The organism is Roseibium sp. (assembly GCF_965233565.1).
Lineage (GTDB): Bacteria > Pseudomonadota > Alphaproteobacteria > Rhizobiales > Stappiaceae > Roseibium.
This window is the reverse complement of the sequence record NZ_OZ247494.1, coordinates 748,744-770,792: the sequence shown is the minus strand read 5'-3', so window position 1 is coordinate 770,792 and position 22,049 is coordinate 748,744. Positions and strand designations below refer to the sequence as shown.

Here is a 22,049-nt window from a genome sequence, read left to right as displayed (position 1 = left end):
GCGATCAACCTGGCAGTCATCCTGATCGCTATCTTGTTTATGCTACTCTGGTCATACTTCCGGTATGCTGCAAAATAAGAACTGGGTTGGCAGGTTCTGTAGCCAGTCAACTGACTATCGAAATTCAAGCCTGTTCAGCTTTTCGGCGTCCATAGAATGCGCTGCAGTTCGGCGTCAAACAGATCGTTTTCAGCCGGCAGGCGGTCGAACGGGCCCTGGTAGCCCGGAATGGCGTAGACCAGCTCGACATTCGGGTGGCCGGTCGACTGGCAGATCGCCATGCCGCGCCAGAGATTCTTGCCCACTCGGCAATCGGCGCGTGATGTTCCGATTTCCGAGAAGGTCATGCCGATGCGTTCGCCGTTGGGACCTTGCAAATGGTGGGTCACACCATGAACGGTGCGAACCTTGCCATTCTGGCCCTTGAACACCTGGAGCACCTGGAAGCCGTCGCTGTTGAACGCGGCCAGCGCCCATTCGGTGTTGTTTTCAACGGCGGTCTGGATGCCCTCGGTGGTGAAGCCGGGCAGGGCAGCCTCGATCGCTTTCTGGCCGTAAGTCGTTTCGCTGTTGATGCCACCGATCCGATCCTCAGTAATCTGGACCAGCGTTTCGTTCGAGGTGCGCACCAGACGGCTGGACGCGCCGTCGAGTTCTCCGGTCGGTGTACAGGCCGCAGCCGTGACGGCAAGAACAGACGCAATACCAAGGGCACTCAGACGCATAACGATACTCGGACATGTGGACGTTGCTTCGCTTTCAGCGAGCCTCGAGGGATTTACCAAGTAACGCCCTGTTTGCAAAGGCGACTTTAGACCCCTGTGGAAAGTTCCTGACAGGTGCCGTAGGGGCTTTCGGGGGTTGGCCGGAGAATGCTCAGGTTTCGTCGCGCTTGATCCATTTGGGCGCAGATGGCGGCTCATAGGCATTGAACAGGTCGAGCATGCCTTCCGGGGTGTCCGCAATCTGGGCCATGTCGCGCATCACCTTCTTGGTGAAACCCTCTTCGGTCTGGTGATCGAGAAACCGGATCAGGTGATCGTAGTAGCCGTCGATATTGAGAAACCCGCAGGGTTTCTGGTGGTAGCCAAGCTGGCCCCAGGTCCAGACCTCGAAAATCTCTTCCAGCGTGCCGACGCCGCCGGGCAGGGCAATGAAGGCATCGGACAGGTCGGCCATCATCGCCTTGCGTTCGTGCATGGACCCGACAAGGTGAAGTTCGGTCAGTCCCTCGTGACCGATTTCCTTCTCCTGAAGCGCGCGCGGCAGGACGCCGATGACCTTGCCCCCGGCTTCCAGCGCTGCGTCCGCGACCGTTCCCATCAGGCCGACCCTGGCGCCGCCATAGACCAGCGCATAACCGTTTTCGGCAATGGCCCGTCCGGTGGTGCGTGCTGCCTCGGCATAGTTGTCGCGTGTGCCGTAGCTCGAGCCGCAAAAGACGCAAATGGTTTTCATGTGTGATCTCCGTCGAACGAGCCGGGCGCGCGGCAGACCCGCGCGCCGTCTGACGATCAGTCCTCGGCCAGTTCCTTCAGGACCCGCGCCCAGGAGCGAATGCCCTTGTGGAAGCTGGTCAGGTTGTATTTCTCATTCGGCGAATGGATCTGGTCGTCTTCCAGTCCAAAGCCGATCAGCAACGAATCCATGCCCAGCATGCGCTTGAAGTCGCCGACAATCGGAATGGAACCGCCCATGCCGATCAGGGCCGCATCGGTTTCCCATTCGTCCTGAAGCGCCTTCTTGCCTTTTTCCAGGACTGGCATTGCAAAATCGAGCCGCAGGGCGGGGCTGCCTTCCTTGGCGATGAACTCCACGCTGCAATCGGCCGGGATCTTGGAGCGCACATAGGCGCGGAAGGCTTCCTGGATCTTGTCCGGATCCTGGTCACCGACAAGGCGGAAGGTGAATTTGGCATGGGCTTCCGCGGGGATCACGGTCTTGGAACCGGCTCCCTGATAGCCGCCCCACATGCCGTTCACTTCGACGGTCGGCCGGGTCCAGATATGCTCCAGGGGCGTGCGGTCATTTTCACCGCGCGGATATTTCAGGCCGACATCGCCAAGGAATTCCTCGACAGAGAAACCCAGCGTGTCCCACATCGCCTTCACGTCGTCCGGCATCTCAATGACACCATCATAGAAGCCGGGCAGGGTGATCTTGCCGTTTTCGTCGTGCAGGCCTGCAATGATGTTGGCGACGATGTGGTTCGGGTTCTGGGCCGACCCGCCATACATGCCCGAATGCAGGTCCCGGCTGGCGGCCTTGACGATGATCTCGTCGCCGACCATGCCGCGCAACATCACCGAGATGGCCGGGGTTTTGGCATCCCACATGCCGGTGTCGCAGACCATGGCGAGGTCACAGGAAAGTTCGTCCTTGTTGGCTTCCAGGAACGGATGCAGCGATGGTGAGCCGCTTTCCTCTTCGCCCTCGAACAGGATCGAAACATCGACCGGCAGGTCGCCGGTCTCTTCGATAAAGGCCCGGGCGGCCTCGACAAACGTCATCAGCTGGCCCTTGTCGTCGGACGATCCGCGCGCAACGATGATCTTGCTGCCGTCTTCCCGCGTTTCGATGACCGGGTCGAAGGGATCGCGGTTCCAGAGCTCGAGCGGGTCCACCGGCTGAACGTCATAATGGCCATAGAAGAGCACGTGCGGGCCGGGTTTGCCGGACTTGCGGTGTCCCACGACCATCGGATGACCGGCGGTGTCGCGCACGGACGCCTCGATACCGATGTCGGTCAGCTCCTTCGCGAGCCATTCGGCGGCTTCGCGGCAGGGGGCCTTGAATTCGGGATCGGTGGAAATGCTTTTGATCTTGAGAAGGTCAAACAGACGCTCAAGGCTCTGGTCGAGATTGGCATCGATGCGTGCCAGGACCTTGTCGATGGAACTCATGACGGATCCTCAAAAATTGGAACTGAATGGATCGGGCCCGAAGACTCAGGCCCTTGAGAAGGCCCTAACAGGCCACAACGCAGCGGGCAGCGCAAATGGATATTCGCACGCTGCCGATATACCGTTGCGTCTATAGGCCCTTGTGTCAGGCCGCCCGAGTGTCTTCATCTCCTGAGACTGCGGTTGCCTCAAGGTCGTCCATCTCGGAAGGCGCCTTGTCTCGGGAGAGATAGACGGTTGTCGACGGAAACGCGAATTCGGAACCGTTGGTCTCGATCAGGGCACGCATGTCGAACAGCATGTCTTCCTGAATGCCGAGAAAATCCGCGTAGGAGGGGGCGAGCACGTAGGCATAGGCCTCGACCGTCACGGCGTAGTCATCGTAGCCGATCATGCGCACACGCATGGTCTCGGAGAGCACCTTGTCATGCTTTGTCAGATAGTCGCGCAGCGCAGACAGAATGTGTTTCAGCTCCTCCGGGCCAGTCTCATAGCGCAGCCCGAACCGGTGCCGGAAGTGAAACTGGTCACGTTGGCTGTAATTGATGATCTTGCGCTTGGCGAGATCCGCGTTGGCCACCGTGATCAGCGTCCGGTCGAGCGCGCGAATGCGTGTCGAGCGGATGCCGATGGATTCAACCGTGCCGGCAAGATCGTCAAACTGGCAGAATTCCCCGACGCGAACCATGCGGTCCGCGTAAAGGATGACACCACCAATAAGGTTCTCGATGGTCGGCTGCGCCGCAAGCGCTATGGCAAGGCCTCCAACACCGAGGCCGGCGATGACGCCATAAATCGGAATGCCGATACGTGTGGCACCATAGCCGAGCACGATCAGGGCGATCGCCAATGAAAAGACCCGGAACCCCGTGCGCAGCAAGCTGGCGTCAAGGCCCTGTTGTGCAGATCCGGCCGAGTTCGCAAGCCAGACATAGAAAAACTGCAATGTCTGATACACAAGCCAGGCGGTCGCCGACCAGACGATGGCCGTTGTGGTCGTGCCGATTGCAACGAGCGGCGTGCCGGTGATGTTGATCTGGTCTTCGCAAAGGTAACGGAACAGGTTGGCCGCCAAAATGACGATCACAGGCGCGAGCAGAGCCATGAAGATCCGTCTGACTTCGTTGACGGAAACAGCGCGCCACCTGCGCCAGCGCACATAGGCGCCCAACAGGAGCACGTAACTTGCAATCAGAAAGATCAGGGCCAGCCATTGCCAGTAGGCCTGGTCGGAGAGGTGATTGTGGAGCCAGGACGGGCCGGCCTCGATCACGTCATACCATTGCGGTGCGATCAGGTTGCCCGGCGTATAGATGTAATACTCAAACAGGTCTTCTCCCCGGTCGGCCCTGAGCGGCAGCACCCGCACAACAGCATAGTCATCGGGAATGCGGGCAACCGATTCCTTCGAAAACAAATAGTGTCCGCGCGCCTCTCCCGTGTCCTGCCGAAAGATGCGAATGCTCGTGCCCGGTACTGTCCAATGCCCGGGAAGTCCCGAAGCGCCACCGGTGCTCAGGAAACCGCCTGCAGGCGACCCTGGAATGTCCGAAAAGACGGGAGTCGGGATTCTGTCGAGGATCTCCTGAAGCTGCAACGCGATTTCGATGCTGGCGTTCTCGCGTGAGGTGACAGGGATGTCACTGAGGTCAAAAGTCTGCGCTGCCTTTTCCAACAAGGCTTTGACCAGGACAAGTTTTTCGCGCTCCTCGGCAGTCAGGAACAATCGGTTGCTGTCGTCGTAGGATTGTCGAACGGCCAGCCACAAGGCGTTCACTTCATTCATGATGTAGACGAAGCTTTCCAGGGTCGCCCGAGGGCTTGTCGTGTCAGGTGGTGATATCGGATTGTCTCGAAGATAGGCGCGTGCCCGATCAACCCGATTTGGATCGAGTGCGCCAGGACCTTCCTCCAAACCCGATTCTGCCGTTTCCTGGGCAAAGGACACGGTCTGCTGACTGGCAAAAACCAGAAACAGGACAAGGCCGCAAATGAGAAGTGTCGCTTTTGGCAAGAGCCCAGATTTCCGGCGTTTGAAGCTTCCCGAACAGCTTCTCCAACTATCCTGAATTTGCATTTCGTGCCACCTGTGGTTGATCCTGCCGCAGGTTTAGCGCTGTTGGGTAACTATCCTGTTACTTAAGCAAGAGCGGCGCGTGCGCAGGACTAGCCGCTGGAGGGGCTGAGTCCGTCGCTGGCTGTTATGACAATTTCCACGCGCACCGGGCCAACCGTATCCTCCAGCCGGGCTGCCAGCATGTCCCGGAAGTCGTCGACGGCACGCGCCTCGATCGGGCGTTCGGGGTCCAGATAGACAACAACCCAGTGCATGCGTCCGGCCTGCAGGACGGCGGCCCGGTGAAACCGGAACTGTTTCTCCCGGGCAAGAGCTCTAGCGGCCCGGGCGACTTTTGCATGGGTACCACTCGGCGCGCTGACGCCGGCGAGATCGGCGAGTGTTGTCCGGAAGGAGGAAAGCGGCTGCCAGATGATCGCCAGGATCAGGATCAACACGATCACGGCGTCGCCGATCGGCACATAGGGGGCGAGAACCGTACCTTTCAGGAAGGGCAGGGACAGAAGGGCTGCTCCGGAGCCGAGACTGAGCGCACCGTCGATGAGCGCGGCGCGGGCTTCGGTCTTCAAAATGGCGCTGCGTTTGCCGGTCTTGCGGTAGGCCCTGTGAAAATTGAATGCCAGTCCCAGGCAAATCAGCACGATGACCACTGCATAAATGGCGATCGGACCGAAGATCAGCTCTGGCACGCTGCCGCCGGAAAAGAAGGTCCAGATCTTGCTGCCGGAAACAACCGCTGCAAAGACCAGAACACCGATCAGGATCAGACTGCGGAAGGTGACATAGAGCACCTCGTCGAAATCATGGCCCCATGGGCGTTTGCGGGTCGGGGGCAGGCCGACACGGGCTCCGATCCGGGCTGCCGCAATGGCCGACACGAAATTGACCGCGGAATAGAGCCCGTCCACGAGCATGGCGTCGGACCGCGACGCCCAGGCCGTCGCGATACCGGCAAAGGCCATGAATAGATTGGCCCATTTGCCGAGGGCGAGTGCCTTGCGCTCCACATCCCGGTGCTGTGCCGCGCTGTCGCTCATGATGGTTGCTCAGTTGCCCCGCTTCAGGGAGCCGAGCAGGCCTCGGACAAGGGCGCGGCCGAGCGAATTGCCGAGGCTGCGCGCAGCCGACTTCAGACCGGCCTCCAGAACGGTGTCGCGTTGGCTGCGCCGGTTGCTGCGCCGCTTTCGGCTTTCCCGTCGCGGGCGGTCGTCGCGGCCAAAGTCAGGCAACTGGAAGCCGGAGCGGGACCGGCGCGGTTCGCCGTGTTTCCTGGCGTGCCGGTCTTCCTTGTCCTGTCGTTTCTGTTCCTGCCGCTGGGCTTCCTCGGCGCGTTGCTGAAGCACTTCATAGGCCGAAATGCGGTCCTTGGGCCGGTCGTAAAGACCGAAGACCGGGCTCGACTGGATCAGGGTGCGCCGCTCAGCCTGGGTCACAGGGCCTAGGCGAGAACAGGGGGGACGGATCAGCGTGCGCTGGACAATGGAAGGAATGCCCTTTCCCTCTAGTGTCGAGACCAGTGCCTCACCGACGCCAAGCTCGGTAATGACACGCTCTGTATCGAGATCCGGATTGGGCCGGAAGGTCTCTGCAGCGGCGCGGACTGCCTTCTGGTCGCGCGGGGTAAATGCCCTGAGCGCGTGCTGGATCCGGTTGCCGAGCTGGGCGAGCACGGTTTCCGGCACATCGAGCGGGTTCTGGGTAACGAAATAGACGCCGACGCCCTTGGAGCGGATCAGCCGAACCACCTGCTCGACCTTTTCGATCAGCGCCTTGGGCGCATCGGAGAACAGCAGGTGCGCTTCATCGAAGAAAAACACCAGTCGCGGCTTTTCCGGGTCGCCGACTTCCGGGAGCTCTTCGAACAGCTCCGACAGCAGCCAGAGCAGAAACACTCCGTAAAGCCGCGGGGCGGACATCAGTTTGTCTGCAGCCAGGATGTTGACAACGCCGCGCCCGTCGGGAGCGGTCCGGATGAAGTCCCGGATGTCGAGTGCCGGCTCGCCGAAGAAGGCCTCCGCTCCCTGACGTTCCAGAACCAGAAGACGCCGCTGGATGGCACCGATGGAGGACTTGGACACGTTGCCGTAAATCGTGGAAAGCTCGGAAGCACGTTCTGCGACATGGGCCAGCATGGCTCTGAGGTCCTTCAGGTCGAGCAGCAGCAGGCCTTCATCGTCGGCCAGCTCGAACAGGACATTCAGAACACCTTCCTGGGTGTCGTTGAGTTCCAGCAACCGGGCGAGCAACAGGGGGCCGATTTCCGAGACGGTGGTTCGGATCGGATGCCCCTGTTCGCCTAGCAGATCCCAGAAAACCGCCGGGACAGCCTCGTAGGAATAGGACTTGCTGATGCCGACATCCTTGGCGCGTTTTTCCAGGAAGTCCTTGGACACCCCCTCAGCAGCGAGCCCAGACAGGTCGCCCTTGATATCGGCGCAGAAGACCGGCACCCCGGCCTTTGAAAACCCTTCCGCGAGGATCTGGAGAGACACTGTCTTGCCTGTTCCCGTTGCACCGGCGATCAGCCCGTGCCGGTTGGCAAGCTTGAGGGCAAGGGTTTCGTCCCTGGTGCTGGCACCGATGAAGATACTGTCTGTCGCCGTCACGTGTTCCCCCGAATCCGTCCACCTTGCGGCAGCCTAGAATGTTTCGCCTGCTGAGAGAACCGCTCAGTTAACCGGCTCCTGCGACAACCGCGTGAAACCCTGGACGCACGGGAAGCTGCGGCATTGCGGTGCACTGCCTGAAATGATCATCGACGGATGCCGTTCGGCACCTGTATAGAAAGCAAAGAAGCGCCGGGGAGACGGGCGTACAGGGATTAGGCAGGAGATTTCCATGGAAGAGCTCATCAACCGGATGATGGCGGCAGCCGGCATTGACGCAGACACGGCAAAGAGCGCGATCGGCATTATTCTAGGTTTCCTCAACAAGGAAGGTCCGGAAGACAAGATGCAGCTGATTTTCGACGCTTTGCCCGGTGCCCAGGAGCTGGTGGCAGCACGCGAAGAAGCCGGCGGCGGCGGTGGCCTCCTGGGTGGGCTCGGCAGCATGATGGGTGGCCAGATGGGCGCCATGGCCGCACTTACCGAACTCAATGGCATCGGTCTGGACATGAGCGGTGTGCAAAGTGTTGCCAAGGAACTCATTTCCTATGCTAAGGAAAAAGCAGGGGATGACGTTGTGAATGAAGTGGTTTCACAAATTCCGGGGTTGAGCCAAATCGTCTGATTGCCCCAGGGTTCGGCTGCCGGTGATTGAGGGAGTTCTGTGCGGATGTCTTATTCCATCGACGAAATCGAGGGCATCGGCCCGACCTATGCGGCCAAGCTGGGCGAAATCGGCATCAAGACCACCGAAGCGTATCTGGAACGGGCGAAAGACCCGAAAGGACGCAAGGCGCTGGAAGACGAAACGGGAATCGATGGCAAGCGGATCCTGAAATGGGCCAACATGGCCGACCTGATGCGCATCAGTGGTGTCGGTGAGGAATATTCCGAGCTTCTGGAGGCTGCGGGCGTCGATACCGTGAAAGAACTCAAACACCGCAATGCGGCCAACCTGGCGGCGAAGATGGCCGAGGTGAACGAGGACAAGAAACTTGTTCGCCAGGTGCCGAGCGAGAGCCAGGTCACCAAGTGGGTTGACCAGGCCAAGGAACTTGCTCCGATGATGACCTATTAAGGTCAGTTCATCAGATCACTGAAAACAAGAAAAGGCGCGCCTGCAAGCGCGCCTTTTATTAGCCCCTGAAATTGGATCAGCCTTGCTTTGGCCAGTGTTAGACGCTGATCTGTCCGTAGCGAAGTGCTTCAACCACGGTGTGCGTCTTGTTTGAAGCGTTCAGTTTAACACTGGCATTTTGCAAATGTGCGTGGACAGTCCGCTGCGAAATGTCGAGCACATCGGCGATTTCTCCGGCCGTCTTGCCATAAGCCGTCAGTTCCAGAACCCTGCGTTCGCGGGTCGACAGGGCGCCCGGACGCTGGCCGGAAATGACGCCGAGTTCCCGCAGGCGCGAGAAGGCGGCAGCCGACAGGACTTCCAGATTGGAGAGGTCATACTTGTTGACCTGAAGCGACGGTCCGCTTGCAAACACAAAGGCCTGGAAGGGGTAGAGTTCCGTCACCGGAACCACGACGATCTGGCTGCCCTCGCCGGCGGACGCGAGAAGATCGGAGTGTTCCATGTCGCCTGCAGTGATGGTCCAGACCCTGGCCCTGTTGGAGCCGAGGCCCAGCATGAGCGCGCTGTCATTTGCGGACAGGGACGTGCTCTCGATGCCGTCGTTGCGCTGATCCGGCCAGCGGAACCGCTGAACGAGATTGTCAATCGGACGGTTCGGCATCGGCAGGCCGGTTATGAGGATATGCGTCGCCCCCATGCGGCGGAGATTGGATTCCAAGATATCGAGAACATGATGGGCGGCATTTGCTTCTGAGATGGCTCTCAGTTTGCTCTTCAATTCCGTTTGATCAAGCATTGTGCACATCCTTTGCGGCTTGAGGCGCCGCTTTTTTGCGTCTGTTCCGACGGACGCCGGGACAGCCGCTGATGGGTGAAACCGCTTCCCGCGATAACCCTTTCAGGTCATTGCCGGAGTCGTTTGCCGCGCATTTCTTATGAGGGTAGAAATTCCCATGCGTCAGCACTCATACGCTACAATACAATTGATGATCGTACCAATAGGGAAAACTGGCAAATTTAGCTTATTCCGCCAAAAATTTGGCAAATTACAACAAAACACGCTCTGTTTGGCGGGCCTGGAATAGGTCAGTATTGTTGATTTGTCGTTGTTAGGCGTGCTTATTGAGCAGTTGCTGATTATTTTGCGTTCCAAATTAAGTATAGGCCGTTTTGATTCTTTCCGGACCTGGCGAGGCGCGCGTCGCGTGAAGGGCTGCTCCGCTCGAAAACCTTACCCTTTCTGCTGAGTTGCCAAGCTTTGCGGGCAGGGACTAAAACGGGCACAGGGAGACAATATCCATGCCCAACAGTTTTACCGGTCCTGATCATTTTTACACCGCGGAGGAAGATGCCTGGTGGAGTGCCGTCGACAAGGCGCTCAAGGGGGCGTCGCGGCAGAAGCTCTTCGGAACGACGGAAGACGGGGCCCAGATCGCTCCGCTTTATGCGCGTCGACAGGACGGTCCTGCCCGCCAGCTGCGGCAGGGTCAGGGAGACTGGTCGCTTGTGCAGCGGATCGACATTCCCGACGTCGGGGATGCAAATGCTCAACTTCTGGAAGACCTGACTGGTGGTGCCAGCGGGCTTGATCTGGTGTTCTCCGGTGCTTCGGCCGCCTATGGCCATGGCATCCGGATCGAGGATCTTGCCGGTCTGGAGACGTTGCTGGCGGACGTGCAACTGGAGTTGATCGATCTGCGCTTCGAAGCCGGGCGGGAAAACATCGAGGTTCTGGCACTTCTCCTGGCTTATCTGGAAAAACATCAGATCGACCCGGCAAAGGTGAAAATTACTGCCGGTTTCGACCCCTATGGCTGGATTGCGGCAAATGGGGTTGCCCTTGCGGATATGGAGCAGGCCTTCCGGCATTTCCGGGATGCGATTGTTTCCGCGGATCAGCTCGGTAGCCCGCTGCGCATGATGAAGGCGGAGGGGCGGATCTGGCATGAGGCCGGCGCGACGCCAGCGCAAGAACTTGCACTTGTTCTGGCCTCTGCGACCGAACATCTCAGAATGCTGGAAGGCACCGGGCTCGCGCCGGACGCCTGGGCCCGGAAGATTTCGTTCAGCCTGATCGCCGATGCAGATCAGATCGGTACGATCGCCAAAGCCAGGGCCTTGCGCGCGTTATGGTCCAGCGTGCTGGCGGAAGCGGGCCTGCCACAAGCCGCCGTGCCGCTTCACATGAGCACCTCTTATAGAATGCTGACCCGGCGCGATCCCTGGGTGAACCTGCTCCGCAACACGGTGGCCGTCTTCGCGGCAGGTGTGGGCGGTGCCGACAGCATCTGCGTGTTGCCGCACACGCTGGCCGTTGGACTGCCGGATGGCTTTGCCCGCCGGCTTGCCCGCAACACACAATCCATCCTGCTGGAAGAGAGCAATCTGGCGAAGGTTACGGACCCGGCTGCCGGTTCGGGAGCGATCGAAGCCCGAACGGATGCACTTTGCGAAGGGGCGTGGGGACTGTTTCAGGAAATCGAAGCAGCAGGTGGTCTGATGAAGGCGCTTCACGAAGGTGTTGTGCACACCCGCATCGAGGCATCGCGCAAAGATCGGGACAAGGATGTCGCCCGCCGCAAACGTCCGATCACGGGGGTCAGCGAGTTCCCGGATCTGAAGGAAACCGGCGTTGCGGTGCTGGAACAGCCCGCGCCGGAACTGGCCGGTCTGGCATCGCCGCCCGCGGACCTGCCTGAGCCTGGCAACGGAGAACGCTTTGCGGCTCTCCGGAAACTGGCCCTGGAGGGGCGGCCGATGCAGGATCTTGGCATGCGCCTCGATCAGCTGCCGCGCGACACGAGCTATCCTGCGCTCGGCGGCGCGCGGTTGTCCGAGCCCTTCGAGAAGCTTCGCACCCGGGCAGAGGCATTCGAGGCGCAGAACGCGGTCGAACCGAAAATCTTTCTAGCAACGCTCGGCAGTCTGCCGCAATTCACCGCGCGTGGCACCTGGACGGCGAATGCTTTTGCCGCCGGTGGTTTCCAGCCGGTTGGCCAGGAGGTGTATGATACGATGGACGACCTGATCACGGCGTTCCGCAATAGCGGTGCGGTCTTGGCCTGTCTCGTGTCATCCGATGATGTCTATACAGAAAAGGCAGGGTCCGTTGCCGAGGCACTGAAGACGGCCGGAGCCCGTCATCTTTATCTTGCTGGGCGACCGGGAGAGCAGGAAGAAACGTATCGCGCGGCCGGGATCGGCGCCTTCCTGTTTGCAGGATGCGATCTCCTGGAGCTGCTTGGCAACGCCCATGACTTGTTGGAGGCGTGCTACGGCGCCGAGCTGTCAGATCTGGAGGTCCAGTAATGAGTCGGATCCCGAATTTTGCAAAAACACCGTTTCAAAACCGGTTGCCGAAAGCCGAGCGGGGCGACAAGGCTGCCTGGGAAACACCGGAAGGCATAGATGTGCCGCCGGTGTATGGCGCTGCCGATCTCGACGGCCTGAAACACCTGAACACCTGGCCCGGATTGCCACCCTTCATGCGCGGACCCTATCCGACTATGTATGTCCAGCAACCCTGGACCGTGCGCCAATATGCAGGGTTCTCGACGGCAGAGGACTCCAATGCCTTCTACCGGCGCAATCTGGCGGCCGGTCAGAAGGGGCTTTCAGTGGCCTTCGACCTGGCCACCCACCGCGGTTATGACAGCGATCATCCCCGTGTGGCCGGTGATGTCGGCATGGCCGGCGTCGCAATCGATTCCATTTATGACATGCGCACGCTCTTTTCCGGCATTCCGCTGGACAAGATGAGTGTCTCCATGACCATGAACGGGGCTGTTCTTCCTGTGCTGGCGCTTTACATAGTCGCGGCCGAAGAGCAGGGCGTCGCCCAGAAGGACCTGTCGGGCACCATTCAGAATGACATTCTGAAGGAGTTCATGGTCCGCAACACCTATATCTATCCGCCGCAACCTTCGATGCGGATCATCTCGGACATCTTCAAGTACACCTCGCAGAACATGCCGCGATTCAACTCGATCTCGATTTCCGGCTATCACATGCAGGAAGCCGGGGCGACAGCGGATCTGGAACTTGCCTATACGATCGCCGACGGCATCGAATATGCCCGCGCAGGCGTAGCCGCCGGCATGGATATCGACCAGTTTGCACCGCGGTTGTCATTCTTCTGGGCGATCGGCATGAATTTCTTCATGGAAGTCGCCAAACTGCGCGCCGCACGCCTCATCTGGGCGACGCTGATGGAAGAGAACTTCCAGCCGAAAAATCCGAAATCCCTGTCGCTGCGGACCCACTCGCAGACATCGGGCTGGTCGCTGACCGCCCAGGATGTCTTCAACAATGTGATCCGCACCTGTGTGGAAGCGATGGCGGCAACACAGGGACATACCCAGTCACTGCACACCAACGCACTCGACGAGGCGCTGGCGCTACCGACGGATTTCTCTGCCCGGATCGCCCGCAACACGCAGTTGTTCCTGCAGCAGGAAAGCGGCACGACCGGGGTGATCGACCCGTGGGGCGGATCCTATTATGTCGAGAAGCTGACAGCCGATCTCGCCGAAAAGGCCATGGCGCATATCCGCGAGGTCGAGGAACTCGGCGGCATGGCCAAGGCCATCGAAAAGGGTATCCCGAAGCTGCGCATCGAAGAGGCCGCGGCCATGACCCAGGCCCGGATCGACAGCGGCGCCCAGACCGTCGTCGGCGTCAACAAGTTCAAGCCGGAGAGTGAACAGGCGATCGACGTTCTGAAGGTGGACAATGCCCAGGTGCGGGCCGCCCAGATCGACAAGTTGCAGCGGCTGCGGGCCGAGCGCAATGAAACCGAAACCCAGGCCGCGCTGGATGCCCTCACACACTGCGCGTCTTCCGGCGAAGGCAATCTTCTTGACCTGTCCGTAAAGGCCGCCCGGGCGAAGGCAACCGTCGGCGAAATCTCGCTCGCGATGGAGAAGGTCTTCGACCGGCACAAAGCCGAGATCAAGTCGATTGCCGGGGTCTACAAACGAGAGGCCGGTGCCATGTCCGACACGATCGAAAAAGTGCAGAAACTGGTGGAACGCTTCGAGGACAATGACGGACGCCGTCCGCGCATTCTCGTTGCCAAGATGGGCCAGGATGGGCATGACCGCGGCCAGAAGGTGATCGCATCGGCCTTTGCCGACCTCGGCTTCGACGTCGATATCGGACCCTTGTTCCAGACACCGGAAGAAGCCGCCCGTCAGGCTGTGGAAAACGACGTCCACGTTGTCGGGGTTTCGTCACTTGCCGCCGGTCACCTGACGCTGGTGCCGGCGCTCAAGAAGGCATTGGCTGATGAGGGGCGGGAAGACATCATGATCGTGGTGGGCGGTGTGGTGCCGCCGCAGGACTATGACGAGCTTTACAACTCCGGTGCCGCTGCCATCTTCCCGCCGGGCACCGTGATCGCGGAAGCCGCGATCGGACTGGTCGGCAAGCTGAACGAACAACTCGGCTACGGGTCGGCAGAAGCTGCGGAATGACGAAAAGGGCCGTGGCGCTTAGGCGTCACGTGCCGACTTTATTCATTTCATGAGGTTTGCCGGGCGCTCTCAGGCAGAGCGCTTGGTCAGTGTGTGTAGCGGTGCCGGCGTCTCAAGATACGCAATCTCGATATGGGGCCGTGCGCGCTGCTGGACGTGAGCCAATCCAAGGCACATGTCTCCCTCGTCCTCGATGTAAAAAGTGTCGGGGAGGTCGGCAGCATCGCCGGGCAGGATCAATCCCGTGTTGCCGTTCTTGAGATCATAAAGTGTGCAGGGACCAATGAGGTCCTGCGACAGGGTCCTGAGTTTGCCGGCGCGAAGACGTGCCCGCGTCGCGGGGACCGTTCGTTTACCGGTATTGGCGTCTTTCATATGCACGTTACGGCCCTCGGTGATCCGAATTACAATCAGTGTAGAATTTACCGAGGGCGACTATTAACGCAGGAAACTTTTGGAAGGTTTGAGCCGGCTATGCAGGTTTGAATCTGATTTTAGCTATCGGGGTAAGGATTAGGAACGTGAAGGGGTTAGGTCATTCTTCGCCGGATCCATCGGCTTCGTAAATCAGAATGTCGCCAGGCTGGCAGTCCAGCACATCGCAGATCTTTTCCAGGGTTTCGAAACGCACACCCTTGACCTTGCCTGACTTGAGCAACGACACGTTCTGCTCGGTGATGCCGATGCGTTCTGCAAGCTCTTTCGAGCGCATCTTGCGGCGGGCGAGCATTACATCCAGTTCAATGATGATCGGCATGGTGGTTGGGTCCCCGGCGCGCTGTCGCTATATTATTTGTCTGTTTTCTTCTGCGAGCAGGGCGGCCTCGCGCAGGATCCATCCAAGCACCAGCATGAGAGCCCCAAGAATCAGGCAGGATACTTCACCGCCATCGACCGTTACGTCAACTATCCTTTGTGCCTCCGGATAGTCCATTGTTGTTATGAGGGCCGCGACAGGGTCGCTGGCGACATCAAAAAAGGCGTAGGAAATCAGCCAGACACCCGCCATGATCAGCCGTTTCAGCGTGTTGGCTGAAAAGAAGTCCATGTTCTGGAGGCGGGCACACAACATACGCAGGCTCCAAAGCGCGTTCATGAGCAGGAAGAACGAAATGGCGACCAGCAGTGACAGCAAGGCACGCTGCAGGAACGACATGTGCAGGAAGCTGCGTTCAATGTCTCCAACTACAATCGATTCTTCGCCGTTGATGGAAGGCCAGGTTGGAAAAAGGACTGAAACAAACAGGCCCAGACCCATGATCGGCAGCGCAATGGCGCTCAGGGTCAGAAGCCATTTTACAAAGCCGGCGCAGCCCCGAATGCGGCGCAGCCGTTTGTCTCTCAGTTCTGCTTCCATGGTTGTCATACCCACCTCACGAGACTGTTCCCATGCCTACGGTCTTCAGACAAATTGCCGGTTTTCATCGGCGATCAAAGCGGCTTCCCTCAGGATCCAGCCAAACAGAAGCATCAAGGCACCGAGAATCAGGAAGAAGATTTCACCACCATCCAGCGTGATATCGACCTGGCGCTCGCCCGGGGGCAGGTCAAAGGTCAGGATGAAGGACCCCAGGGGATCGCTGATCAGGTCGAACACGGCAAAGGCGATCAGCCAGGTGCCGAACGCAATCACATTGGCAAGCGTTTTGGGTGAGAAGAACTCCATCTGCTGAAACCGCTTGAAGACCTGGCGGATGTTCCAGCCCGCAATCATGAGCAGCGTGAAGGCTATCGCTGCCAGGGCAGCGATGCCGACGCGCTGGAGATGGGGAACCTCACCAAAGGTGCGTTCTACATCCGCCACGTCGAGTGTTTCGTCAGCCGCGAACATGAAGTCGTTCGGCAAGGCAATGCCAACGGTCACGAAAACGCCAAAGATGAAGATCACTGCCAAAACAACGGTCACCACCCATTTCATGATGCCCGAGACCCGGCGAATGCGGGTGAGGCGCCGTTCTCTATCCGCGGTTTCTGAAACGGTCATGCGGGTAACTCCAAAGGTCTCATACGAACTGGCGGTTTTCATCCGCGATCAGGGCCGCTTCACGCAGGATCCAGCCGAACAACAACATCAAGGTGCCCAGAATGAAGAAAAAGACCTCTCCGCCATCGCACTCGATGTCGTAACTGCGGTCGGCCGGAGGGTAGTCATAGGTGATGACGAAAGACGCGACCGGCTGGCCAAGGAGCTCGAAGACGGCAAATACGATCAGACACAGGCCGAACGCGCTGATTTTGGATAGCGTTCTTGGAGCAAAAAAGTCAGCATTCTGAAATCCCCGAAAGATCTGGTGCACATTCCAGGCCGCGCCAATCAGCATGGCAAAGGAAAACGCGTTCAGAAAGGAGAGGGCAATTCGCTGCGTTTGGGGCACGTCTGCGAGCAGGCGTTCACTCTCTTCAAAGTAAATCACTTCATCCGCCAAAAGCATCTGATCTTTCGGCAAGGCGGCGCCAATCACGACAACGGCCGCGAAAACGAGCAGAACGGCGAGCATCACGGCGCTCGTCCATTTCATGATCATTGACGTTAGCTGGATCCGTCTCAGCTGTTTTTTCCTGGTGGCGGTGTTGCTCTGTGTCATCGGGACCTCAAACGAACTGCTTGTTTTCGTCCGCGATCACGGCCGCTTCACGCAGGATCCAGCCAAACAGCAACATCAAGGTGCCGAGCACTATGAAAAAGATCTCGCCGCCCGTGATTTCCGTTTCGATGATCCGCTGCCCCTCCGGCAGATCGATGGACGCCAGCAATGAACTGATCGGGTCATTGGCAGCGTCGAGGAGCCCGAATGCGATGAGCCAGATGCCGAAGGTGAAGACGGTTGAAAGCGTCAGGGGCGAGAAGAAGTCGGTCTTTTGAAACTGCGCAAATATCCGGTGGACGTGCCAGAAGGCTCCCGTCAGCAGCAGAAAGGCAACGCCGGTGAGCGCTGCCAGACCGAGCCGTTGCAGCAGGGGCAGCTCGCCAATGGGGCGCTCAAGCGTGCCAAAGTCGATGGTTTCGGTCTCCGCTCCAAAAGGTTCCGGCCAGATCAGGGCAGCCACCAGGAAAACGCCCGCGAGCACCAGGAGCGCGATCACCACAGCCGCGGCCCATTTCATAATCCCGGCAAGACGGCGGATCCTGCCAAGTCGGCTGTGTCGTTCCAGTTCCAAGCTGCTCATCGGTGTCTCACGCAATCTTTTTCGCTGAGTGCCCATCGCGCTGACTACTCCGAAGCCAGTTTTTTTGCAAGCGCAAAACAAAGTGGTTGACAAAAAAATTAATGCAGGCATTTTGCAAATTATCGTTTCACAATAAAAAATCAAGTTTGTGTTGCGTTGAAAATGTCATAAATGAAGTGAGTTCACTGATGGTAAGTTCTTTTGCCAATTATGATTTTCCTGCTCGTGAGCGGACCGGTTCCAACCGCCCGAGGACAAAACAGGGAATTGTGCGGCGCATTCTGCGCAGTCACTGGGTGCTCGAACCGCTTATTCTGTGTGCTTTGCTGTTCGTGCTGATCTCCGGCGCCTACGCGGCGGATCTCGACCCCTATCAGGAGCCGGTCTTTCAGTCTCCGGCACCGCATTCGCTTTGGGCCGGGCCCTATCTCGGTTTCGAGACGGGCATTTCCCAGACCGTGACCGACGTCAAGTCCGGAGGGCGCTCGAAAGACCTGTCACGGGTCGACGCGGCGTTCGGTCTGTTCGGTGGCTACAACTGGGAAGTCTCGCGCTTCGTTCTGGGCGTTGAGGGTGGTGCAACCTATCTCGGCGGCCGCGAGAAGGGCCGCCATCCGACGCTCGGAACCGTTGAAACCGGCGCGAAATGGACTGTCAGCGCCAAGGCGCGGGCCGGTCTGCCGATCAATAATTTCATGCCCTATCTCAGCCTCGGTATCGCAGCAACGGAGCACAGCCTGAAAGCCAACGGGACCGAGAAGAATTCTGTGTCGATCGGACCGGTTTTCGGCGGCGGCCTGGAAGTGGCCGTGACCGAAGAGTGGCACATCCGGGCGGACTATTCTGTCACGGGTATCATCGACGACACGGCGCGTTATGGCGGTGCCAACGTCAAACGCACGTCCGCCAATCACCGACTGATGATCGGCGTCTCCCGCTCGTTCTGAGTTGTTGCCGGACGTGACCGTCAGGCAACCCAAGGCACCCGCGTCTGATCCCACTGGGCGCGGGTGCTTTTCAAAACACTCCCTTTTCGGGCGGTTCAGCTAAGTGCGGCCAGCCCGGTCAGGTCGGCCAGAACGGCCTTGGGGGCAAGGTCTGCATATTCGTCCGGCATGCCTGTGCGGTTCATCCACACGGTGCGGAAGCCAAAGGCGGTGGCCCCTGCAACGTCCCAGCGATTGGATGACTGGAAAGAGACCTCTTCCGGATAGATGCGGAAATGGGTGGTCACCATTTCGTATGTGCGCGGGTCGGTCTTGAAAGTCTTCAGTTCATCAACCGAAAAAATCTCGTCGAAGAGCTCGGTCAGGCCTGAGGCCTTGGCAGCGGCTTCCAGCATGGCTGGCGATCCATTGGACAGGATCGTGATCTTGGCGCCCGTGGCCTTTAGAGCGGTCAGAACTTCCGGAACTTCCGGGTAGCAATCGAGCTCCCAATAAGCGCTGAGCAGATCGTCACGCAGCGACTTGTCCGCGCTCGGGACAAGCGCAAACGCGGTATCCAGTCCCTGTTGCGTCAGTTCCCAGAAATCCTGATAGCGCCCCATCAGGGCACGAACCCAGGAATATTCCAGCTGCTTCTCACGCCAGAGCGAGGACAGCCTCTGGGCGTCCGGCCCAAGTTTTTCAGCGTGTTTTCTGACGGCGGCATGCACATCGAACAAGGTGCCATAGGCATCGAACACAAACGCGGCATGTGCCATCTTTCAAACTCTCCAAGCCATTCTGCGGGAACCGCGGAAGAGAACAGGCTGGGAGCAGCTGCGTCAAGCACTGGCATCTGCGACAAAAGTCGCAAGGGCAATTTTTACGGTCTCATTGGGCAGGCGGCAAAGTGACAGAGCCGTCGGGACCGAGCGTCCAGAAGGGGTTGTGCGCAATCTCCAGTAAATGACCGCCCGGGATCTCGACATAGGAGGAATAGCCGCCCCAGAAGGCTTTTTCCGGCTGTTTGACAGGTTTTGCACCGGCCGCGAGCGCCTCCTGAAACGCCGTATCGACTTCGTCTGCAGTCGCCGTGTTCCAGGCAAGTGTGACAGCCCCTGTTCTGTCACCGGTAACGTCCCTGCCGATTTCCTGTTCCAGAGCCTGCCGGCCGTATAGTGCAAACACACCGCCGAGCACCTGGAAAAACACGACTTCCGGGGAAGGGGCGGCATTGACCTGCCAGCCGAGACCATCCTCGAAAAAGCGCCTTGCTTCGGAAACGTCGTCAACCACGAGCGTGGTCATTGAAATTCGCTGCTGCATCGTATCTGCCTTTCAGGTTGGAACATAAAGAGAACATTTGGAGGGGAATGTCAATTGCCGGTTGCTTGCAGGCCGCGTTGTCGGTGTCCCCGAAAGCCTGCGCGGTTGCGCGTAGAAGAGTTGCTGGGAAGTGGAAAATTGTATTCGGAAACAGGCGTAGTGGGAATAATTTCTTCTCGATCTCGGCTGGAAGGACGAAGAAAACCGGCAACTTTCTGGAATTCTGCGGTAAGCTATTGACCTTGAACGGCGGGCGGTGTTGTGTCGGCGCAAGACCAGCAAATCAGCGGCAAAAAGGGAAGAGACATGAGCGGATGGAGCGACACCTGGACCTGGATTGACGGGGCATGGCACGAGGGAAATCCGCCGATCATGGGGCCGCGTACTCACGCTTCCTGGCTCGGATCGAGTGTGTTTGACGGCGCCCGGTTTTTCGAAGGGGTCTTGCCCGATATCGATCTGCATTGCCAGCGGGTGAATGACAGCGCGCTTGCACTCGGGCTGAAGCCAACGATGCAGGTGGGGGAAATGGCTGAGCTGACGCGAGAGGGCTGTGCCAAGTTCAAGAGCGACCAGCAGATCTACGTCAAACCCATGTACTGGGTAGAGGGGGACGGTCCTGGCGTGATTGTCGGCGACCCGGAGAGCACCCGTTTCTGCCTGTGCCTGTTCGACGCGCCAATGGCGCCCAGGGACGCGGCGATGAGCATTACGCTGTCACCGTTCCGCCGCCCGACGATGGAATGCATGCCGGTCAATGCCAAGGCTGGCTGTCTTTATCCCAACAACGCCCGGGCCATGGTGGAAGCCAAGGGCCGCGGCTTTGACAATGCGGTGGTGCGCGACATGCTTGGCAATGTCGCGGAACTGACCTCGGCCAATATCTTCATGGCCAAGGAGGGAAAGGTGCATACGCCGGCGCCGAACGGCACCTTCCTGAACGGGATCACCCGCCAACGGGTCATCCAGCTGCTGAAGAGCGCCGGTTATGACGTCTTTGAGCGCACCATGGATTATGGCGAATTCCTGGAAGCGGACGAGATCTTCTCCACCGGCAACTATAACAAGGTGACGCCGGTCAAGCGTATCGAGGAGCGTGACCTCCAGCCGGGTCCGATTGCGGCACGGGCGCGCGAACTCTACTGGGAATTCTCGCACGCCTGATAACGTGCTGGAGCGTTGAACCGGTTACCGGGCAACGAGGGCTGCGGCGACCATCAAGGAGGCCGCAGCCGCAAGCGAGGCTGCCGAGAAGGATCCCGTGGCGTGATGCAATTGTCCGGCAAACCAGGGACCCGCCATCTGCCCCAGCCCGAAGCTTGCCGTCAGCACGGCGAGCATCCGACGGATGGCGGCGGCACCGCCGTCGCTCGCTTCGCGCCGCGCCTCCATCAGCCCAAGGGCGGTGATGCCCATGAATGTGCCTCCGAGCAGGCCTGCGCCGAGCAGGAACAGCACGGGTTGCAGCGTGACGGCCGTCAACGCCACACCGCCCGCCTCCAGAACGCAGGCCACAGCGAAGGCCTTCCGGGTGCCAAGACGCCCCGCAATCCTGTTCCAGACGTAAATGGACGGCGCCGCGCATAACCCGACCGTCAGCCAGACAAAGGGCTCCGTCGGCTGCAGAGCGGGCGTGGCACGGGCAATGGCGTTCACGAATGTCGCCGTGATCACGTAGCCGAAGCCGAAAAGACCGTATGCCAGGATCAGACGCACCCTGCTGCCGCTGGAAAAGGGCGAGGCAGCTGGCTTGTCCCCGTTTTCCGCTGAGCCAGCTCTCCGGGTGTTGTCAGCTGGCACCAGCCAGGCGGCAAGAAGGAAAAAGACCAGCGTGACGCTGCCGCTCGCCAGCCAGAGAAGCTTCCAATCGGCGGAAAGATGTGCCAGGGCTGCGACCAGCAGGGCAGAAAAGGCAATGCCGCATCCAACACCTGCAAAATGCAGGGCAGACAGGCTGGCGCGGCCTGACGATGCGAGGCGTTCGAGGATCAGGCTTGTTGAAAACACGAGCACAAAGGCGCTGGCGATACCGCTGATGAACCGGATCAGGAGAAAGGCCGGCAGGGCGGTGGTTGCGGCCATAGCGGCACTGGTCAGTGCGCTGACGGCAAGACCGCTTAAAAACCAGAAGCGGGGGCTGCCGGGCAGGAACCTGGACGCGCCCAGCAAGGCACCTGCGAGATAACCCAGAAAGTTCGCCGAGGCGATCAGGCCTGCATCATCTGCCGGCAAACCCAGGCCCTCGCTCATGAAAGGCAGGATCGGGGTATAGACAAAGCGGCCGATGCCCATGGCTGCAGCAAGGGCCAGAAGACCGCCAAAGGCGAGCGCGACCGGGGATCGGGCAGGTGTCGTCATGTTTGGGTTCCGGATCGCGATGGGAGGTGTGGCGGGGCGGGACGTGGTTCCCGGGCAAAATGCCATCTTTCCGGGGAATTGTCATTTTCGGCGTCCGCGTCCGATGGTTTGCCGGTTAAATAATTTTGAC

The 22,049-nt window shown here is 59.3% G+C and carries 22 protein-coding genes; 6 read left to right on the top strand and 16 right to left on the bottom strand.

What is annotated here, in order from left to right; genetic code table 11:
- Positions 1 to 134: 134 nt before the first annotated feature.
- The 6 genes from ACO6TG_RS03710 to ACO6TG_RS03685 all read right to left on the bottom strand — a co-directional run bounded on the left by ACO6TG_RS03710 (position 135) and on the right by ACO6TG_RS03685 (position 7,586).
- Positions 135 to 725 (bottom strand): DUF1131 family protein, encoded by a 591-nt coding sequence (locus ACO6TG_RS03710; RefSeq protein ID WP_422376920.1) that lies wholly within the window; start codon positions 723 to 725, stop codon positions 135 to 137.
- Between the two features lie 151 nt (positions 726 to 876).
- Positions 877 to 1,458, bottom strand: coding sequence for a TIGR00730 family Rossman fold protein (locus ACO6TG_RS03705; protein WP_422376919.1), 582 nt, complete (start codon positions 1,456 to 1,458; stop codon positions 877 to 879).
- Between the two features lie 56 nt (positions 1,459 to 1,514).
- Complete coding sequence (locus ACO6TG_RS03700) at positions 1,515 to 2,903, bottom strand: dipeptidase (RefSeq protein WP_422376918.1); 1,389 nt, start codon at positions 2,901 to 2,903, stop codon at positions 1,515 to 1,517.
- A 145-nt stretch (positions 2,904 to 3,048) separates the two neighbouring features.
- Positions 3,049 to 4,917: a mechanosensitive ion channel domain-containing protein gene (locus ACO6TG_RS03695; protein ID WP_422376917.1), complete on the bottom strand. Its 1,869-nt coding sequence runs from the start codon at positions 4,915 to 4,917 to the stop codon at positions 3,049 to 3,051.
- 152 nt (positions 4,918 to 5,069) lie between these two features.
- Positions 5,070 to 6,017, bottom strand: a complete 948-nt coding sequence (locus ACO6TG_RS03690) for a cation transporter (RefSeq protein WP_422376916.1) — start codon at positions 6,015 to 6,017, stop codon at positions 5,070 to 5,072.
- Between the two features lie 9 nt (positions 6,018 to 6,026).
- The gene (locus ACO6TG_RS03685) at positions 6,027 to 7,586 is read right to left on the bottom strand and encodes a helicase HerA-like domain-containing protein (RefSeq protein WP_422376915.1); all 1,560 of its coding nucleotides are present in this window, start codon (positions 7,584 to 7,586) and stop codon (positions 6,027 to 6,029) included.
- 232 nt (positions 7,587 to 7,818) lie between these two features.
- Here ACO6TG_RS03685 and ACO6TG_RS03680 point away from each other — a divergent pair, with 232 nt between their 5' ends.
- Positions 7,819 to 8,211, top strand: coding sequence for a DUF2780 domain-containing protein (locus tag ACO6TG_RS03680; protein WP_094071270.1), 393 nt, complete (start codon positions 7,819 to 7,821; stop codon positions 8,209 to 8,211).
- A gap of 45 nt (positions 8,212 to 8,256) precedes the next feature.
- Positions 8,257 to 8,664 carry a DUF4332 domain-containing protein gene (locus ACO6TG_RS03675; protein ID WP_094071269.1) on the top strand — a complete coding sequence of 136 codons (408 nt, stop codon included), beginning with the start codon at positions 8,257 to 8,259 and terminating at the stop codon, positions 8,662 to 8,664.
- A 97-nt stretch (positions 8,665 to 8,761) separates the two neighbouring features.
- Here ACO6TG_RS03675 and ACO6TG_RS03670 read toward each other — a convergent pair whose 3' ends face one another.
- Positions 8,762 to 9,463: a helix-turn-helix domain-containing protein gene (locus ACO6TG_RS03670; protein WP_094074618.1), complete on the bottom strand. Its 702-nt coding sequence runs from the start codon at positions 9,461 to 9,463 to the stop codon at positions 8,762 to 8,764.
- 503 nt (positions 9,464 to 9,966) lie between these two features.
- Here ACO6TG_RS03670 and ACO6TG_RS03665 point away from each other — a divergent pair.
- Positions 9,967 to 11,976: a methylmalonyl-CoA mutase family protein gene (locus ACO6TG_RS03665; RefSeq protein WP_422376914.1), complete on the top strand. Its 2,010-nt coding sequence runs from the start codon at positions 9,967 to 9,969 to the stop codon at positions 11,974 to 11,976.
- Positions 11,976 to 14,141 (top strand): methylmalonyl-CoA mutase, encoded by a 2,166-nt coding sequence (scpA, locus tag ACO6TG_RS03660; RefSeq protein WP_422376913.1) that lies wholly within the window; start codon positions 11,976 to 11,978, stop codon positions 14,139 to 14,141. The genes ACO6TG_RS03665 and scpA overlap by 1 nt, the downstream gene beginning before the upstream one ends.
- Positions 14,142 to 14,210: 69 nt before the next feature.
- Here scpA and ACO6TG_RS03655 read toward each other — a convergent pair whose 3' ends face one another.
- From ACO6TG_RS03655 to ACO6TG_RS03630, 6 genes are all read right to left on the bottom strand, one after another.
- The gene (locus tag ACO6TG_RS03655; protein WP_422376912.1) at positions 14,211 to 14,522 is read right to left on the bottom strand and encodes a hypothetical protein; all 312 of its coding nucleotides are present in this window, start codon (positions 14,520 to 14,522) and stop codon (positions 14,211 to 14,213) included.
- A 154-nt stretch (positions 14,523 to 14,676) separates the two neighbouring features.
- Entirely contained in the window at positions 14,677 to 14,898 is a 222-nt protein-coding gene (locus ACO6TG_RS03650) for a helix-turn-helix domain-containing protein (RefSeq protein ID WP_422376911.1), read from the bottom strand.
- A 27-nt stretch (positions 14,899 to 14,925) separates the two neighbouring features.
- Complete coding sequence (locus tag ACO6TG_RS03645) at positions 14,926 to 15,507, bottom strand: DUF2975 domain-containing protein (RefSeq protein WP_422376910.1); 582 nt, start codon at positions 15,505 to 15,507, stop codon at positions 14,926 to 14,928.
- Between the two features lie 36 nt (positions 15,508 to 15,543).
- Positions 15,544 to 16,125, bottom strand: coding sequence for a DUF2975 domain-containing protein (locus tag ACO6TG_RS03640; RefSeq protein WP_422376909.1), 582 nt, complete (start codon positions 16,123 to 16,125; stop codon positions 15,544 to 15,546).
- A gap of 19 nt (positions 16,126 to 16,144) precedes the next feature.
- Positions 16,145 to 16,726: a DUF2975 domain-containing protein gene (locus ACO6TG_RS03635; RefSeq protein WP_422376908.1), complete on the bottom strand. Its 582-nt coding sequence runs from the start codon at positions 16,724 to 16,726 to the stop codon at positions 16,145 to 16,147.
- A gap of 7 nt (positions 16,727 to 16,733) precedes the next feature.
- Positions 16,734 to 17,309 carry a DUF2975 domain-containing protein gene (locus ACO6TG_RS03630; protein ID WP_422376907.1) on the bottom strand — a complete coding sequence of 192 codons (576 nt, stop codon included), beginning with the start codon at positions 17,307 to 17,309 and terminating at the stop codon, positions 16,734 to 16,736.
- Between the two features lie 269 nt (positions 17,310 to 17,578).
- On the opposite strand from ACO6TG_RS03630, the gene ACO6TG_RS03625 reads away from it, so the two are divergent.
- Positions 17,579 to 18,256, top strand: a complete 678-nt coding sequence (locus ACO6TG_RS03625) for an outer membrane protein (protein WP_422376906.1) — start codon at positions 17,579 to 17,581, stop codon at positions 18,254 to 18,256.
- Between the two features lie 95 nt (positions 18,257 to 18,351).
- Here the strand turns inward: ACO6TG_RS03625 and ACO6TG_RS03620 are convergent, their stop codons facing one another.
- Both ACO6TG_RS03620 and ACO6TG_RS03615 read right to left on the bottom strand, forming a co-directional pair.
- The gene (locus ACO6TG_RS03620; RefSeq protein ID WP_094071260.1) at positions 18,352 to 19,014 is read right to left on the bottom strand and encodes a haloacid dehalogenase type II; all 663 of its coding nucleotides are present in this window, start codon (positions 19,012 to 19,014) and stop codon (positions 18,352 to 18,354) included.
- A gap of 112 nt (positions 19,015 to 19,126) precedes the next feature.
- Positions 19,127 to 19,543 (bottom strand): VOC family protein, encoded by a 417-nt coding sequence (locus tag ACO6TG_RS03615; RefSeq protein ID WP_422376905.1) that lies wholly within the window; start codon positions 19,541 to 19,543, stop codon positions 19,127 to 19,129.
- Between the two features lie 324 nt (positions 19,544 to 19,867).
- On the opposite strand from ACO6TG_RS03615, the gene ACO6TG_RS03610 reads away from it, so the two are divergent.
- Positions 19,868 to 20,725, top strand: coding sequence for a branched-chain amino acid aminotransferase (locus tag ACO6TG_RS03610; protein ID WP_422376904.1), 858 nt, complete (start codon positions 19,868 to 19,870; stop codon positions 20,723 to 20,725).
- Positions 20,726 to 20,749: 24 nt separating this feature from the next.
- Here the strand turns inward: ACO6TG_RS03610 and ACO6TG_RS03605 are convergent, their stop codons facing one another.
- Complete coding sequence (locus ACO6TG_RS03605; RefSeq protein ID WP_422376903.1) at positions 20,750 to 21,919, bottom strand: YbfB/YjiJ family MFS transporter; 1,170 nt, start codon at positions 21,917 to 21,919, stop codon at positions 20,750 to 20,752.
- Between the last annotated feature and the right edge of the window lie 130 nt (positions 21,920 to 22,049).